At 68.4% G+C, this 13898-nt stretch carries 14 protein-coding genes; 6 read left to right on the top strand and 8 right to left on the bottom strand.

Annotated features, from left to right (window positions below; genetic code table 11):
- Positions 1-84 precede the first annotated feature (84 nt).
- From hflK to LC066_RS04700, 4 genes are all read left to right on the top strand, one after another.
- Positions 85-1254, top strand: a complete 1170-nt coding sequence (gene hflK, locus LC066_RS04685) for an FtsH protease activity modulator HflK (protein ID WP_224896813.1) — start codon at positions 85-87, stop codon at positions 1252-1254.
- A 12-nt stretch (positions 1255-1266) separates the two neighbouring features.
- Positions 1267-2334 (top strand): protease modulator HflC, encoded by a 1068-nt coding sequence (hflC, locus tag LC066_RS04690; RefSeq protein ID WP_224896815.1) that lies wholly within the window; start codon positions 1267-1269, stop codon positions 2332-2334.
- On the top strand, positions 2331-2540 hold the full coding sequence (locus LC066_RS04695) for a DUF2065 family protein (RefSeq protein WP_224896817.1): 210 nt from the start codon (positions 2331-2333) through the stop codon (positions 2538-2540). The genes hflC and LC066_RS04695 overlap by 4 nt, the downstream gene beginning before the upstream one ends.
- Positions 2541-2824: 284 nt before the next feature.
- Positions 2825-4330 carry a Do family serine endopeptidase gene (locus LC066_RS04700; protein ID WP_412103228.1) on the top strand — a complete coding sequence of 502 codons (1506 nt, stop codon included), beginning with the start codon at positions 2825-2827 and terminating at the stop codon, positions 4328-4330.
- A 77-nt stretch (positions 4331-4407) separates the two neighbouring features.
- On the opposite strand, the gene LC066_RS04705 is transcribed toward LC066_RS04700, so the two are convergent.
- A complete protein-coding gene (locus LC066_RS04705) occupies positions 4408-5010 on the bottom strand; it encodes a peptidoglycan-binding domain-containing protein (protein WP_224896819.1) in 603 nt (200 codons plus the stop codon).
- A gap of 244 nt (positions 5011-5254) precedes the next feature.
- Between LC066_RS04705 and LC066_RS04710 the strand changes: the two genes are divergently transcribed.
- Complete coding sequence (locus LC066_RS04710) at positions 5255-5578, top strand: 2Fe-2S iron-sulfur cluster-binding protein (RefSeq protein WP_222476360.1); 324 nt, start codon at positions 5255-5257, stop codon at positions 5576-5578.
- Complete coding sequence (locus LC066_RS04715; RefSeq protein WP_224896821.1) at positions 5578-6336, top strand: FG-GAP repeat domain-containing protein; 759 nt, start codon at positions 5578-5580, stop codon at positions 6334-6336. Before LC066_RS04710 ends, LC066_RS04715 begins: the two co-directional genes overlap by 1 nt.
- 12 nt (positions 6337-6348) lie before the next feature.
- On the opposite strand, the gene LC066_RS04720 is transcribed toward LC066_RS04715, so the two are convergent.
- The 7 genes from LC066_RS04720 to LC066_RS04750 all read right to left on the bottom strand — a co-directional run bounded on the left by LC066_RS04720 (position 6349) and on the right by LC066_RS04750 (position 13854).
- Positions 6349-6936: a hypothetical protein gene (locus LC066_RS04720; protein WP_224896823.1), complete on the bottom strand. Its 588-nt coding sequence runs from the start codon at positions 6934-6936 to the stop codon at positions 6349-6351.
- A gap of 274 nt (positions 6937-7210) precedes the next feature.
- On the bottom strand, positions 7211-8476 hold the full coding sequence (gene purD, locus LC066_RS04725; protein WP_224896825.1) for a phosphoribosylamine--glycine ligase: 1266 nt from the start codon (positions 8474-8476) through the stop codon (positions 7211-7213).
- Positions 8477-8614: 138 nt separating this feature from the next.
- A complete protein-coding gene (locus tag LC066_RS04730; protein ID WP_224896827.1) occupies positions 8615-10027 on the bottom strand; it encodes an FGGY-family carbohydrate kinase in 1413 nt (470 codons plus the stop codon).
- Entirely contained in the window at positions 10024-10338 is a 315-nt protein-coding gene (gene rhaM, locus LC066_RS04735; protein WP_224896829.1) for an L-rhamnose mutarotase, read from the bottom strand. Before rhaM ends, LC066_RS04730 begins: the two co-directional genes overlap by 4 nt.
- Complete coding sequence (locus LC066_RS04740) at positions 10338-11336, bottom strand: ABC transporter permease (protein ID WP_224896831.1); 999 nt, start codon at positions 11334-11336, stop codon at positions 10338-10340. Before LC066_RS04740 ends, rhaM begins: the two co-directional genes overlap by 1 nt.
- A complete protein-coding gene (locus LC066_RS04745; protein WP_224896833.1) occupies positions 11333-12316 on the bottom strand; it encodes an ABC transporter permease in 984 nt (327 codons plus the stop codon). Before LC066_RS04745 ends, LC066_RS04740 begins: the two co-directional genes overlap by 4 nt.
- Complete coding sequence (locus tag LC066_RS04750; RefSeq protein WP_222476373.1) at positions 12313-13854, bottom strand: sugar ABC transporter ATP-binding protein; 1542 nt, start codon at positions 13852-13854, stop codon at positions 12313-12315. The genes LC066_RS04745 and LC066_RS04750 overlap by 4 nt, the downstream gene beginning before the upstream one ends.
- Positions 13855-13898 lie beyond the last annotated feature (44 nt).

The raw sequence follows: 13898 nt of genomic DNA on the forward strand, positions 1-13898 counted from the left end.
GGCGGCAAGTGGTCGCGAAAACTTGAAATTCACGCCTCGGCTGCACAGCTAGGGGCAAAGCATATTGACTGAGAAGGGGAGACAATGGCTGGAGAGAATGGCGGCCCCTGGGGCGGCGGCGGCGGCGGCCGACCCACACCGCCCTCGGGAGGCAATGGCGGCAACCGCGGTGGCCAGAATGGTGGCCAGGGCGGCGGCGGTCGGGATGACAAGCCGAATATTCCGGATATCGATGAACTGGTCCGCAAGGGCCAGGACCAGCTGCGCGTCCTGATGGGCGGTCGCGGCAACGGCGGCGGCCAGTCCGGCGGCGGTGGCGGCATGGGGGGCGGTGGTCCCCTGGTCACGCGCTCCATGGTGGGCCTGGGCCTTATCCTGGCCTTCATCGGCTGGCTCTTCGCCAGCGTCTATACCGTGCGGCCGGACGAACAATCGGTCGAGCTGTTCCTGGGCGAGTATTCCTCGACCGGCCAGCCGGGCCTGAACTTCGCACCCTGGCCGCTGGTCACGCATGAGGTGATCGCGGTGACCCGCGAACGCATCGTCGACGTGGGCGTCGGTGGTCGTGGCGCACAGGCGGGCCTGATGCTGACCGGGGACGAGAACATCGTCGACATCGACTTCCAAGTCGTGTGGAACATCACCGATCCGGCGCAGTTCCTGTTCAACCTGCGCGATCCGCAGATGACGATTTCTGCCGTGTCCGAATCCGCCATGCGCGAGATCATCGCCCAGTCCGAGCTGTCGCCGATCCTCAACCGGGATCGTGGCGCCATCGCCTCGCGGCTGCAGGACCTGATCCAGTCGACGCTGGACAGCTACGGCGCCGGCATGAACGTCATCCGCGTCAACTTCGACAAGGCCGACCCGCCGGCGGAGGTCATCGACGCCTTCCGCGAAGTGCAGGCCGCCGAGCAGCAGCGCGAACGTCTGACCAACGAGGCCGACGCCTATGCCAACCGGGTGACTGCCGAAGCGCGTGGTCAGGCCGCGCAGCTGCGCCAGGAAGCCGAAGGTTATCGCGCCCAGGTCGTCAACGAGGCCGAAGGTCAGGCCAGCCGGTTCTCCGCCGTGCTGGACGAGTACCGCAAGGCCCCCGAGGTGACCCGCAAGCGTCTGTACCTGGAAGCCATGGAAGACGTGCTGGGCGACGTGAACAAGGTGATCGTCGACGGCGAGGCTGGTTCCGGCGTGCTGCCCTACCTGCCGCTGAACCAGCTTGCGCCCGGCTCTGCCGGCCAGTCGAACCAGTAAGGGAGAGAGATCATGAAAAAGACAACGATCCTTCTGCCCCTGGTGGTGGTTCTGGGCCTGGTGGGCTTCTCCTCGTTGTTCATCGTCGATGAACGCGAGAAGGCCCTGGTCCTGCAGTTCGGCCGCGTGGTCGACGTGAAGGAAGAGCCCGGGCTCGCCTTCAAGATCCCGCTGATCCAGGAAGTCGTGAACTACGACGACCGTATCCTGTCGCGCGACATCGACCCGCTGGAAGTCACCCCGCTGGACGACCGCCGCCTGGTGGTCGACGCCTTCGCCCGCTACCGCATCACCGACGTGCGCCAGTTCCGCCAGGCCAATGGCGTGGGCGGCATCGCGGCGGCGGAGTCGCGGATCGACTCGATCCTGCGGTCGCAGACCCGGGAGATCCTGGGTTCGGTCCGTTCGGACGAGATCCTGTCGGCCGACCGGGCCGCGCTGATGGCGCGGATCCGTGACGGTGCCTTCGACGAGGCACAGTCTCTGGGCCTGGAGATCATCGACGTGCGCCTGAAGCGGACCGACCTGCCGGCCGAGAACCTCGACGCCACCTTCGCCCGGATGCGGGCCGAGCGGGAACGTGAGGCGGCCGACCAGATCGCCCGCGGTAACGAACGCGCCCAGGAAATCCGCGCCAACGCGGATCGTCAGCGGGTCGAGGTCGTGTCCGAGGCACAGCGTGAGGCCGACATCATCCGTGGTCAGGCCGACGCGCGGCGCAACGCGGTCTTCGCCGAGGCCTATGGCGCCGACGAGGAGTTCTTCGAGTTCTACCGCTCGCTTGACGCCTATCGCGCGGCCCTGGCGGGCAATACCTCGACCATGATCATGTCCCCGGACAGCGAGTTCTTCAGCTACCTGAAGTCCAACAATCCCTCCGGGGCGGCTCTGTCGCCCGCGCAGGCCACGGAGGCAGCCGCCTCTGAGGAGGGGACGGTCAGCGAGGACGCAAACACCGAAGAGGAGGCCGCCCCCGCGGAGGAGACCTCCGACGAGGCGCCTGAGGCGTCCGAGGACAACGGCGCAGGTGAGGCGGGCAACGCCTCGACCATGCCGCTGGACGACAGCGCGACCGAATGATCATCGAGGCGCTTGCCACGGGCTGTCTTGCCCTTGGTCTGGTGTTTCTTCTGGAGGGGCTGGCCTGGGTGCTGGCCCCTTCTTTCGTGGAGCGCCTGCTGGCCTTCATGGCGACCTTGGCCGAGGTGGACCGGCGCCGCATCGGCGCCCTGGCGCTGGTCGCGGGGCTGGTGCTGCTTTGGCTTGCACATGCCCTCGGGGCGTGACGTGATTTGTCACGGGCGCCCTCAGGGGACATGCTAGGCGCCCCTTGAAACCCGGAAAGCGGGGTTCAATATATTGAAAAGTCATGTGTTTTGTCCCGGCGCCCCTGCGGGTCCGGGACGTGGTTGCGGCCCCGCGCACTGTCACCCGGCTTTCACACCCTGTTGACGGGGCGCGATAGGCTTTGTGTTGCGGCGCGGCAGGCCTACATTAGAAACAAGAAACACGGCGGCTCCCCCGGGCGCCACCGAGGCATCTTCAGCAAGAAGAAGGAGAATTGGGAATGATGAGACAGGCACAGGCCCTGCGATCCCCCGCGGATCGAGGCGCCATGGCAGAGGCTCGGACCCTGTCGGTGCGCTCCGCGCGGGCCATGTGGATGGGTCTTCTGGCGGTCGCACTGCTGCTGGCACAGGCCATCTCGGCCCGCGCGCTGCCCGAGAGCTTCGCCGACCTGGCGGAAAAGATCAGCCCGGCCGTGGTGAACATCACCACCTCCACCACCGTGACGGCGGGCACCGGCCCGTCGCCGATCGTCCCCGAAGGATCTCCGTTCGAGGATTTCTTCCGTGAATTCCAGGATCGCAACGGCGGTGACGGCGGCGAGCCGCGTCCGCGTCGCAGCCAGGCGCTCGGCTCCGGTTTCGTGATTTCGGAAGACGGCTACATCGTCACCAACAACCACGTCATCGAAAACGCCGACGAGATCCAGATCGAGTTCTTCGACGGCGATGTGATCGACGCGGAACTGGTGGGCACCGATCCGAAGACCGACATCGCGCTGCTGAAGGTCGAGGCGGATCAGCCGCTGCCCTTCGTCAGCTTCGGCGACAGCGACACCGCCCGCGTGGGCGACTGGGTCGTGGCCATGGGCAACCCGCTGGGCCAGGGCTTCTCTGTCTCCGCGGGTATCGTGTCGGCGCGCAACCGGGCGCTGTCGGGCACCTATGACGACTACATCCAGACTGACGCCGCCATCAACCGCGGCAACTCCGGCGGTCCGCTGTTCAACACCGACGGCGAGGTGATCGGCGTGAACACCGCGATCCTGTCGCCCAACGGTGGTTCGATCGGTATCGGCTTCTCCATGGCGTCGAACGTCGTGAACCGCGTGGTCGACCAGCTGCAGCAGTATGGCGAGACCCGTCGTGGCTGGCTGGGCGTGCGCATCCAGGACGTGACCCCCGACATGGCCGAGGCCATGGGCCTGGAAGAGGCTGCCGGTGCGATGGTCACCGACGTGCCCGAAGGTCCCGCGATGGACGCCGGCATGGAATCGGGTGACGTGATCACCGTCTTCGACGGGGTCGAGGTCGAGGACACCCGCGCCCTGGTGCGCCAAGTGGGCAACACCGAGGTCGGCAAGACCGTCCGCGTCACCGTCTGGCGCAATGGCGATACCGAAACGCTGCGCGTCACCCTGGGCCGCCGCGAGACCTCCGAAGGCGGCATGGCCGAGGCCGAGATCCAGGACGAGGCAGAGCCGCAGGTCCTCGACCTGATGGGCATGTCCCTGTCCGAACTGACCCCCGACCTGCGCCAGCAGCTCGATCTGGGCCAGGACATTGACGGCCTCGTGGTCACCGATGTCGACGAGATGGCCGAAGCCTACGAGAAGGGCGTGCGCGCGGGTGATCTGATCACCGATGCGGGCCAGCAGAAGATCTCCACCGTGGCCGAGCTGGAAGAGCAGATTTCGGTCGCCGAGGAGGCAGGGCGGAAGTCCATCCTGCTGCTGATCCGTCGCCAGGGCGACCCGCGCTTCGTCGCGCTGCCGCTGTCCGAGGACTGATCGCAGGTCTTCCGGACCTCAGAGAAGACAAAGGGGCGCCTGCGGGCGCCCCTTATGCATGTCCGGCCAGGGGTCGCTCAGTCCTCCGGCGCAATATCCAGTTCCGCCAGGCCCATCTGGCGGGCGGCGGCCAGCGACAGGATCCCGCTGTCCAGACCCTGGGGCGCCTGGTAGGCTCGGATGGCGCGGCGGGTGCGCGACGACATCTCGCCGTTGACCGGGCCGTTGTAGTGTCCGCGCACGGCCAGGGCGCGCTGCACCGAGGCGATGAAGGCGGGCGTCATCGCCTCGTCGCAGGGGACGCGGAACCAGATCTCGCGCCGTTCACGGACGATCTCCTGCCGGGTTTCGGTCTTGTAGACCGCCGGCTGGTCGACCCGCCCGTCGCTGTGGACCTGGGCCGGTTGCAGCATGATCTGGCGTGTCACGGTTTCGACCACCGCCGGCTGTACCTCCTTGCCCCAGCAGTCGCGCGGATCCGATCCGGGGGGCGGTCGGTCATAGATGCGGGTGATCTCCGGCGTGCCAAGGGTGGGAAACTCGGGCAGCACGGGCTGACAGGCCGCCGCCAGCGCCACCAGCGTCAGAGCAGCGCAGCCGCGCGCCACGGCCGCGCGCAGGCGCGCCGTCGGGCGGGCCCCGGGGGGCGGTGTCGCAAGGTCACGGCCTGGCTCTGTCATGCCTCTCGGGGTCTGCTGCTTTGCCTCTTTCGCGGCATCCTAGTCGCTTTGCCGCCCCCCCGGAAGCCTGCCTGTTGGTCGCAGGCGGGCCCACGCCCCGGCCCGACTGCCGGGCAGCTGTCCCGGCGTTGGAAAAAGGCTGGTCTGGGGCGGGGCTGGCGGCTAGGACACGGGGAAGATGTCCGGGCCGCCCGCGCAGGCGTCGCCGCGCGCGGCAGGCCCTCAGAACAGGAGAGACGCGGCAATGGCGAAGATCACCTATATCGAACACGACGGGACCGAGCATGTGGTCGAGGTGAAGCCGGGGCTGACCGTGATGGAAGGTGCCCGCGACAACGGCGTGCCGGGGATCGAGGCCGATTGCGGCGGCGCCTGTGCCTGTTCCACCTGCCATGTCTATGTCTCCGCCGACTGGGTCGAAAAGCTGCCCGAGCGCGACGAGATGGAAGAGGACATGCTGGATTTCGCCTATGAGCCCGATCCCGTCCGCTCGCGCCTGACCTGCCAGATCAAGGTGACCGAGGCGCTGGACGGGCTGGTGGTCACCATGCCCGAGCGGCAGATCTGATGGCCCGCGCGTGGCGCCGGGGCAGGGGCGTGCGTCGGGCCGCGCTGCTGTCCCTGGCCGCCGCGCTGCTGTGGCCTGCGCCGGATGCGCCCGCGCAGGCGGTGTCACAGATCCTCTCGGCCCGCTATGCGGATCCCACCACGCGATACGCGCACGGGGTTCTGGGGGACGAGATTGAATATGGCACCCTTGAGCTGACGCTCCCCGGTGAGGTGACGCGTCGCTTCACCCTCGATCCCTCGCTGGTCTTCGAAGACGTGGCGCCCCGGCTGTCGGACCTCGATGACGACGGCGCGCCGGAGGTGATCGTGGTGGAAAGCCACCGGAGCCGGGGCGCGCGACTGGCCGTCTGGAACGCCGAGGGACGGATAACCGCAACACCCGCCATCGGGCAGGCCTTTCGCTGGCTGGCCCCGCTGGGCGCCGCGGATCTGGACGGGGACGGGCGGGTCGAGATCGCCTATGTCGACCGTCCGCACCTCGCCAAGACGCTGCGGATCTGGCGCTACGATCCGGCCGCCCGGACCCTGAGCGCGGTCGCGCAGTCCCCGGGCGTCAGCAATCATCGCATCGGCTGGGCGCATATCCCCGGGGGGCTGCGGGATTGCGGCACGGGCCCCGAGATGATCCTGGCCGACGCGGACTGGCAGTCGGTGCTGGCCCTGCGCCTGACGAAAAGCGGCCAGATCACCCGCCGCGGCCTCGGTCCCTATCTCGGGCCGGACAGCCTGGATGCGGCCCTCGCGGCCTGTGACTGACAGCGCCCGGGCCTAGCCCAGCTTGCCGAGCGCCTCCGGCAGGTCCTGCCCCTCGGGCAGGCGCGCCGGGCGCGGACCGCCCAGGGTCCACAGGATGAAGGGCAGGGTGGCGATGGGGTATTCTTCCGGGTGCCGGAAGGGCCAGAACCGCCAGACGGCGACGGCCCCCGCAACCTTGATGGCCAGAAGACCCGGCAGGGCCATCAGGAAGAACCGGGGCTGATGCTGGAAGGCGACCCCCAGAAGCAGCGTCAGGGCCACGCCGACCAGCAGGGCCGCCGCCCCGATCAGGAAGAAGGCCAGCCGCGCCCGCCCGGTTTCCTCCATCCGGTAGGTCAGCCCGGGCCGTACCTCGGCCAGTCGCTCGGACACCTCTGACAGCAGGGCCAGGAAGGCGGCGTGGTCGGGATCCTCGCGTCGCCGGCGGGCCGAGGTGGTGATCTGCAATCGGGCGATCTGGCTGCCAGTCTCCAGATCGACGCGCATCATCCGCATGCCGCCGCTGCGCATTTGCACCAGCGTCAGGTGCTGCACGCTGCGCAACGCGACCGAGCCGCCGGGCCCGGTCAGCCTGTCGCCGCGCAGCGACCAGCGTTGCATCCGCCGCAGCTTGGCTGGGCGAAACACATGCGTCTGGTCCTCCGAAGGTGCGGCAGCAGCGATCATGCGGCCGAAGGGTAGCCGAAAGGGTGAGTCGCGCAAGAAAACTTGCCTGGGCCTGCATGGCAGCCGCAAAAGCGCGTCGCGGCTGCTACACTCCGGTGGAAATGCCATAAAGTTGCCGCATTTCCGCCTTGAAAATAAGGGGTTTGAAGCGGCGCAGCGCGCTGCGCGCCGTAGCGCGCGCCGCCGACTCTCCCCTGAACGGGGGAGATCAGTCCAGGATGCGCCAGCCGATGTCGCGCCGCAGGAACCCGTCGGACCAGTCCAGAGCATCGGCCATAGCATAGGCCCGGTCCCGTGCCTCGGCCAGGGTGGCGCCGCGCGCCGTCAGGTTCAGGACACGTCCGCCATTGGCCAGCACGCGACCGCCGTCGCTGCGGGTGCCGGCGTGGAAGCAGTATTGCGACGCGGTCTCGGGCAGGGCGTCCAGCCCCTTGATCTCGGTGCCCTTCCGGTAGGCGCCGGGATAGCCCTTGGCGGCCATGACCACGGTCATGGCGTGGTCGTCTGCCCAGTTGACCTTGGCCTCCGCCAGGCGGCCTTCGGCAGCGGCCTGCATCAGGTCCAGCGCCTGGCCGCCCAGGCGCATCATCAGCACCTGGCATTCCGGGTCGCCGAAGCGGCAGTTGTATTCCACCAGCCGCGCCTGGCCGTCCTTGATCATGAACCCGGCATAAAGGACGCCCTGGTAGGGCGTGCCGCGCTTCGCCATCTCGGCCAGAGTCGGGCGGATGATCTCTTCCATGGCGCGCTCGGCGATGGCGTCGGTCAGCACGGGGGCGGGCGAATAGGCGCCCATGCCACCGGTGTTGGGGCCCTCGTCGCCTTCGCCCACGCGCTTGTGGTCCTGGGCGGTGCCGATCGGCAGGGCATCCTCGCCGTCGCAGAGGATGAAGTAGGAGGCCTCTTCGCCCTCCATGAACTCCTCGATCACCACCTCGGCGCCCGCGGCACCGAACTCGCCGCCGAACATGTCGTCGATGGCGGCCAGGGCCTCCGCCTCGGTCATGGCGACGATCACGCCCTTGCCGGCGGCCAGCCCGTCGGCCTTGACGACGATGGGCGCGCCCTGCTGGCGGATGTAGTCTTTGGCGGCCTCGGCCTCATCGAAGCGGGCATAGGCGGCGGTCGGCGCGCCGGCGGCATCGCAGACCGCCTTGGTGAACCCCTTGGAGGCCTCCAGCTGCGCCGCGGCCTGGCTGGGGCCGAAGACCAGCACGCCCGCCTCGCGCAGGCGGTCGGCCACGCCGGCGGCCAGGGGCGCCTCGGGGCCGATGATGACGAAGTCGATGGCGTTGTCCTGGACGAACTCGGTCACCGCGCCACCGTTCAGAATGTCGAGGTCGGCGCATTCCGCGATGTTCGCGATCCCGGCGTTGCCCGGCGCCACGATCAGCTTGTCGCATTTCGGGTTCTGCAGCACGGCCCAGGCCAGCGCATGTTCGCGGCCACCGCCGCCGAGGATGAGAATGTTCATGGAAAGCCTCCGCCGGTTTCGCCGGGGTTTAGCGGTGGCAGGCCCCATGGGCAAGCACCGAGGACAGGGGAGCGTCCCCACGCGTGGTATGCGGCAAGCCGGCGTGCCCGGCCCCGATCCCCTGGGGCGCAGGCGGCGCTACCCTGCTGTCGTCACCCGGGCCCGTCCGTCCGCGGTCTGGTCAAGCGCGCGCCGCCACTCGGCGGCATAGCCTTGCAGCGCGGCGGCGTCGGACAAGGCTACGGCGTCGCCGCCAGTTGCCCCGCGGCCCTCGGCGAAGAGCAGGGCCGCCCCGATGCTTGTGCCCGTGGCCGAGGTCATCGAGCGTACGCCCTCGGGCCGCAGCGCCGCCAGCATGTCGAGGTAATCGGCATTGCGCGCGAAGGGCCCCTCGATGATGACCGGCCCTGCAGCGCCGGCAAGGCCCAGGCAGGTGTCGGTCATCAGGGCGAGGTACCACGACAGGGCAAGCATCTTCTCTCCCGCCGTTTCGGGTGTGCCCTCCCAGCCGCCCGCCCGTCCGGCGAAGGGCCCCGAGCCACGCTCGATCCCCGGCAACAGCCGCAGGCCACGGCGCAGCACGGCGCGCCTGTCGTCCTCGGTGGGCACGGCTTCGCAGCCGTCGCGGACGATCTCGTATTCCCGTCCCCCCATGAAGCGGGCGGAGGGCACGGGCGCCCCCAAGGCGTTCACGTTGACCAGCGTGTCGCGCGACGGGTCCAGCGTGACGGGGGCGCCGCCGACGGCCATGGCGACGACCCAGGTGCCCGTCGAGACGACGGAGAAGGGCGGGGCCTCCGACAGGATATGCGGGTAGAGCGAGGCGTTGCTGTCGTGGATGCCCGTCACCACCGGCGTCGCGGTCGAGAGCCCGGTCTGCCGGGCGACCTCGGGCGTGACGGTGCCCAGGATCTCGGTCGCGCGTTTCGGCGGGGCGAGGCGGCCCGTCAGGCCGAGCCGGTCCACCAGGGCCGAGGGCTGCCCGCGCCAAGGGTCCCAGAGGTCGGTGTGGCAGCCAAGGGAGGTCACGTCGCTGGCCAGCGCGCCGGTCAGGCGGAAGCCCCAGTACTGCGGATAGGTGACGACATGGGCCAGGAGTGCGTCCAGCCCTGGGTCGCTGCGCAGCATCCAGTGCAGCTGCGCACCCAGGTTCAGCCCCGCCGGCAGCCGGGGTGATCCGGTTTCGGCGAAATCGGGGCGCAGCGCGTCATAGTCGGCGCGCAGGCTGTCCGGTCCGTCGTGTTCGTAATCCAGCATGGGCGCCGCCAGTTCGCCATTGGCATCCAGCAGCACCGCCGCCGCGCCGTGGGTCGTGACAGAGATCGCGTCGATGCCATGGGCGGCGTGGAAACGGGCCAGCCCGTCCAGGAAGAAGGTCCAGTGCCCGTCGAGGTCGAAATGCGGCCAGGGCGGCCCTGGTCGCACGATGTTGGGCCGCGTCTCGACCGCGATTTCGCGCAGGCTGGCGGCATCGACGAGCGCCAGCTTGGCGTTGGTCTTGCCCACGTCGAGGACGGCGATGTGGCGCAGCTGGGTGGCAGGCTCTGTCATGGCAGGTGAAAGACCGTCCGCAGGTCCACCGACTTCGGCGAATTGTCCGGGTTCGTTTCCATGATGTCACCCATGTAGGCCCACCATTTCTGCATCACCGGATGGCCGGGCAGGTCGTCCATGCCATGCCCCTCGGCCCGCCAGAGCACGGCGAAGAGCGCGTTTGTCTCCGGGTCGAGGTGGATCGAGTAATCCTGCACCCCGGCATCGCGCAGCAGCGCCACCAGTTCGGGCCAGATCTCGTCATGGCGGCGCTGGTATTCCGCGGCCATCCCGGGGCGCAGGGTCATGCGAAAGGCGATCTTCTCCATCACGTCCTCCGCAGTTTCGCGACCAGGCGGGGGATGGCGATCACGCCGATCAGCAGCGCGCCGATGAAGATCGACATGACGATGCCCGGCACGTTCAGCAGGCCCAGGCCGAAGGTGACCATGCCCATGACCAGTGCCGCGATGACCACGCCCAGGATGGAGCCGGAGCCGCCCAGGATCGACACGCCGCCCAGGACGACCATGGTCACCACCTCCAGCTCCCAGGCATAGGCGATGGAGGGGCGGGTGGAGCCCAGCCGGGCGGTCAGGCAGATCGCGGCGATGCCGGACATCAGGCCGGTGAGCAGGAAGAGGATCATCTTCACCCGCTCCACCCGGATGCCGGAAAACCGTGCCGCCGTGGGGTTGTTGCCGATGGTATAGACGTGCCGGCCGAAGTTCGTCTTGTGCAGCACCAGGGCGTAGATCGCGGCGAAGGCGGCAAACAGCACCAGCTCGAAGGAGATCACCCAGAAGACATAGCCGCGTCCGAACCAGGCGAAGCTGTCAGGGTAGCCGTTGAAGGCCTGGTCGCCCAGCACGATGTAGCTGATGCCGCGAAAGAGGCTCATGGTGCCGATCGTCACGACGATGGATGGCAGGCCCAGCCGGGTCACCAGCACGCCGTTGAACGCCCCGCAGAGCAGGCCGACGGCCAGGCCGATGGCGACGAGCCCGGGCGTGCCCACCCCGAATTGCAGGGCCCAGCCCATGGCGGTGGAAGCCAGGGCGATGATGCCCGCCACGCTCAGGTCGATCTCGCCCGAGATGATGAGCAACGCCATGGCGAAGCCGATCATCGCCTTCTCGGTGAAGTTGAAGGTCGCGTCCGACAGGTTCCAGGGATCCAGGAAATAGGGGCTGGCCTGGGTGTTGGCGACAAAGATCAGCACGGCGATCCCGAAAAGCAGCAGTTCCCAGCTTTTCAGGATGCGGGTGCCGCGCCCGTGCAGGCGGTCGGGCAGGCTGCGGGTGCGGGTGTCTTCGGCCAGGCTCATTGCGCATGCTCCGCGGATTTCAGGATGATACGGCCCTGCTTGCGGCTGCTTTGGGCGTTGAAGGCCACGGCGATGATGATCGCGGCGCCCGAGATGGCGAGCTGCCAGAAGGGCGAGATGCCGGCGACGGGCAGGGCGTTCTTGATCGTGCCGAGGAAGAGCGCCCCCAGCACCGCGCCGGTCACCGTGCCGAGGCCTCCGGCGATGGAGATGCCGCCGATGACGCAGGCGGCCACGACGTCCAGCTCGAACCCGCCGGCGACATCCACGTAGGCCACGGCGTAGCGCGACACCCAGAGGTAACCGCAAAGCCCGGCCAGACCGCCGGCGATGGTGAAGGCCGCGAAGCGGGTCTTGCCCACGTCGATGCCGGTGTAGACGGCGGCATGGGGGTTGCCGCCCACGGCGTAGAAGGCGCGGCCCAGGGCCGAGCGGTTCACCAGCACGGCAAAGCCCGCGATCACGGCGATGGCGATCCACGACAGCACCGGCAGACCCAACAGCTCGAAGCGCGGCACCGCCTTGTAGGCCGCGCCCATCTCGTGACTGTTGACCCATTCGCCACCCGAGATCAGGAAGATCAGCCCGCGGTAGATGGTCAGCGTGCCCAGGGTCACCACGATGGGCGGGATGTCCAATTTCCACACCAGGATGCCGTTGAACATGCCCATGATGACGCCAAGCGCGATGGCAATGGCGATCAGGGCGGCCACCGGCACGCCGGGCATGGCGGCGTTGATCATCGCCGTGACCATGCCGGTCAGCGCCAGGTTCGACGCCAGCGACAGGTCGATGCAACGCGTCAGGATCACCAGCGTCTGGCCAAGCGCCAGGATGATCAGGATCGAGGTGTCGTTGAACACCGAGGCCAGGTTGCCCGGCGCGGCAAAGCCCGAGAACCGGCTTTCCACCACCAACACCAGGGCGATGAGCGCGGCGACCAGGATCGCCTCGCGCGATTTGATGAAGTCGCGGATCATGCCGCCTCCCCTCCGTCGTAACCGGCCGCGGCGCGCACCAGTTTTTCGGGCGTCAGCCCCTCGCGGTCGTATTCCGCCTCGATGCGCCCCTCGCGCATCACGATCACCCGGTCGGACATGCCCAGGATCTCGGGGATCTCGGAGCTGACCATGATGACCGACAGCCCCTCGGCGGCCAGTTCGGCCATGAATTCATGCACCGCCGCCTTGGACCCCACGTCGATGCCCTTGGTGGGCTCGTCGAGGATGATGACCTTGGGCTTGGTGGCCAGCCACTTGGCGATCACCACCTTCTGCTGGTTGCCGCCCGACAGTTCGCCCACGTTCTGGTCGAGCGAGGCGGCGCGCAGGTCCAGCCGTTCGGTATAGCTGCGGGCCAGGGCGAATTCCTCGGCCATGCGGGTGAAGCCCTCCTTAGAGGTGGTCTTCAGCGAGGGCAGCGTGACGTTCTGGAAGATCGGCATGGCCGTCACGGCCCCCTGCGCGCCCCGGTCCTCGGGGACATAGACGATGCCCTTCTCGATGGCCTCGGCAGGGGAGCGGATCACGGCGATATGCCCGTCGATGCGGCAGGCCCCCTTCGCGGGCTTCGTCACCCCGAACAGCGCCTGCATGAACTCGGACCGCCCGGCGCCGACCAGCCCGTAGAAGCCCAGGATCTCGCCCCGGCGCAGGGTGAATCCGATGTCGGCGAACTCGGTCGGGTGGGAATAGCCGGAGACGGTCAGCACCTCCTCGCCCGGTGTGCTGTGGCGCTCGGGGAAGATCGTATCGACGGCGCGGCCGACCATCTTCTCGACCAGTTGGTTCTCGGTCACCTCGGCGATCAGCCCGGCATCCACCATCTCGCCGTCGCGGAAGACGGTGTAGCGGTCAGCGATGCGGAAGATCTCGTCGAACTTGTGGGAAATGAACAGGATCGCCTTGCCCTCGGCCTTCAGCCGGTCGACCAGCTCGTAGAGCTCCTCGATCTCGGCGGCGGACAGCGCGGCGGTGGGTTCGTCCATGACGACGACGCGGGCGTCGACCGACAGGGCGCGGGCGATGGCCACAAGGTGCTTCGACGCGATGCCAAGCTCGCGGAGCACCGTCTTCGGGTCGATCTGGGCGCCGATGCGGGTCAGGATCTCCTGCGCGCGGGCGGTCATGGTGGCCCAGTCGATCAGGCCGAACCGGCCCCGGGGCGCATGGCCCAGGAAGATGTTCTCGGCCACCGTCAGCTCATCAAACAGCACGGTTTCCTGGTGGATCGCCGTCACGCCCGCCGCTGCGGCGGCGGTGGCGGTGGGAAAGCGGGTCGGTTGCCCGTCGACGGTGATCGTGCCGGCGTCGGGCTGGTAGATGCCGGTCAGGATTTTCACCAGCGTCGACTTGCCCGCGCCGTTCTCGCCCACCAGGGCGGTCACCTGGCCGGGGTAGAGCGCCAGTTCGACGTCGCCCAGGGCGCGCACGCCGGGGAAGGTCTTGGTGATGCCATCGAGCCGCAGGATCGGATCGACGGAGACCGGGGCGCTGGCGATGTTCTCGGAATAGTTCATGGACCCCCCGCAGGACGGTGGATGAAGCAGGAGCGGCCGCGCGG

The organism is Pseudooceanicola marinus (assembly GCF_020177265.1).
Classification (GTDB): Bacteria; Pseudomonadota; Alphaproteobacteria; order Rhodobacterales; family Rhodobacteraceae; genus Pseudooceanicola; species Pseudooceanicola marinus_A.

Excerpts from the sequence above, each read along its gene's own strand:
- LC066_RS04705 (WP_224896819.1), bottom strand. The coding sequence starts at position 5,010 with ATGACAGAGCCAGGCCGTGACCTTGCGACACCGCCCCCCGGGGCCCGC.
- LC066_RS04740 (WP_224896831.1), bottom strand. The coding sequence starts at position 11,336 with ATGAGCCTGGCCGAAGACACCCGCACCCGCAGCCTGCCCGACCGCCTG.
- LC066_RS04730 (WP_224896827.1), bottom strand. The coding sequence starts at position 10,027 with ATGACAGAGCCTGCCACCCAGCTGCGCCACATCGCCGTCCTCGACGTG.
- LC066_RS04715 (WP_224896821.1), top strand. The coding sequence starts at position 5,578 with ATGGCCCGCGCGTGGCGCCGGGGCAGGGGCGTGCGTCGGGCCGCGCTG.
- LC066_RS04750 (WP_222476373.1), bottom strand. The coding sequence starts at position 13,854 with ATGAACTATTCCGAGAACATCGCCAGCGCCCCGGTCTCCGTCGATCCG.
- LC066_RS04710 (WP_222476360.1), top strand. The coding sequence starts at position 5,255 with ATGGCGAAGATCACCTATATCGAACACGACGGGACCGAGCATGTGGTC.
- LC066_RS04700 (WP_412103228.1), top strand. The coding sequence starts at position 2,825 with ATGAGACAGGCACAGGCCCTGCGATCCCCCGCGGATCGAGGCGCCATG.
- LC066_RS04695 (WP_224896817.1), top strand. The coding sequence starts at position 2,331 with ATGATCATCGAGGCGCTTGCCACGGGCTGTCTTGCCCTTGGTCTGGTG.
- LC066_RS04745 (WP_224896833.1), bottom strand. The coding sequence starts at position 12,316 with ATGATCCGCGACTTCATCAAATCGCGCGAGGCGATCCTGGTCGCCGCG.
- hflK (WP_224896813.1), top strand. The coding sequence starts at position 85 with ATGGCTGGAGAGAATGGCGGCCCCTGGGGCGGCGGCGGCGGCGGCCGA.
- hflC (WP_224896815.1), top strand. The coding sequence starts at position 1,267 with ATGAAAAAGACAACGATCCTTCTGCCCCTGGTGGTGGTTCTGGGCCTG.
- LC066_RS04720 (WP_224896823.1), bottom strand. The coding sequence starts at position 6,936 with ATGCAACGCTGGTCGCTGCGCGGCGACAGGCTGACCGGGCCCGGCGGC.
- rhaM (WP_224896829.1), bottom strand. The coding sequence starts at position 10,338 with ATGGAGAAGATCGCCTTTCGCATGACCCTGCGCCCCGGGATGGCCGCG.
- purD (WP_224896825.1), bottom strand. The coding sequence starts at position 8,476 with ATGAACATTCTCATCCTCGGCGGCGGTGGCCGCGAACATGCGCTGGCC.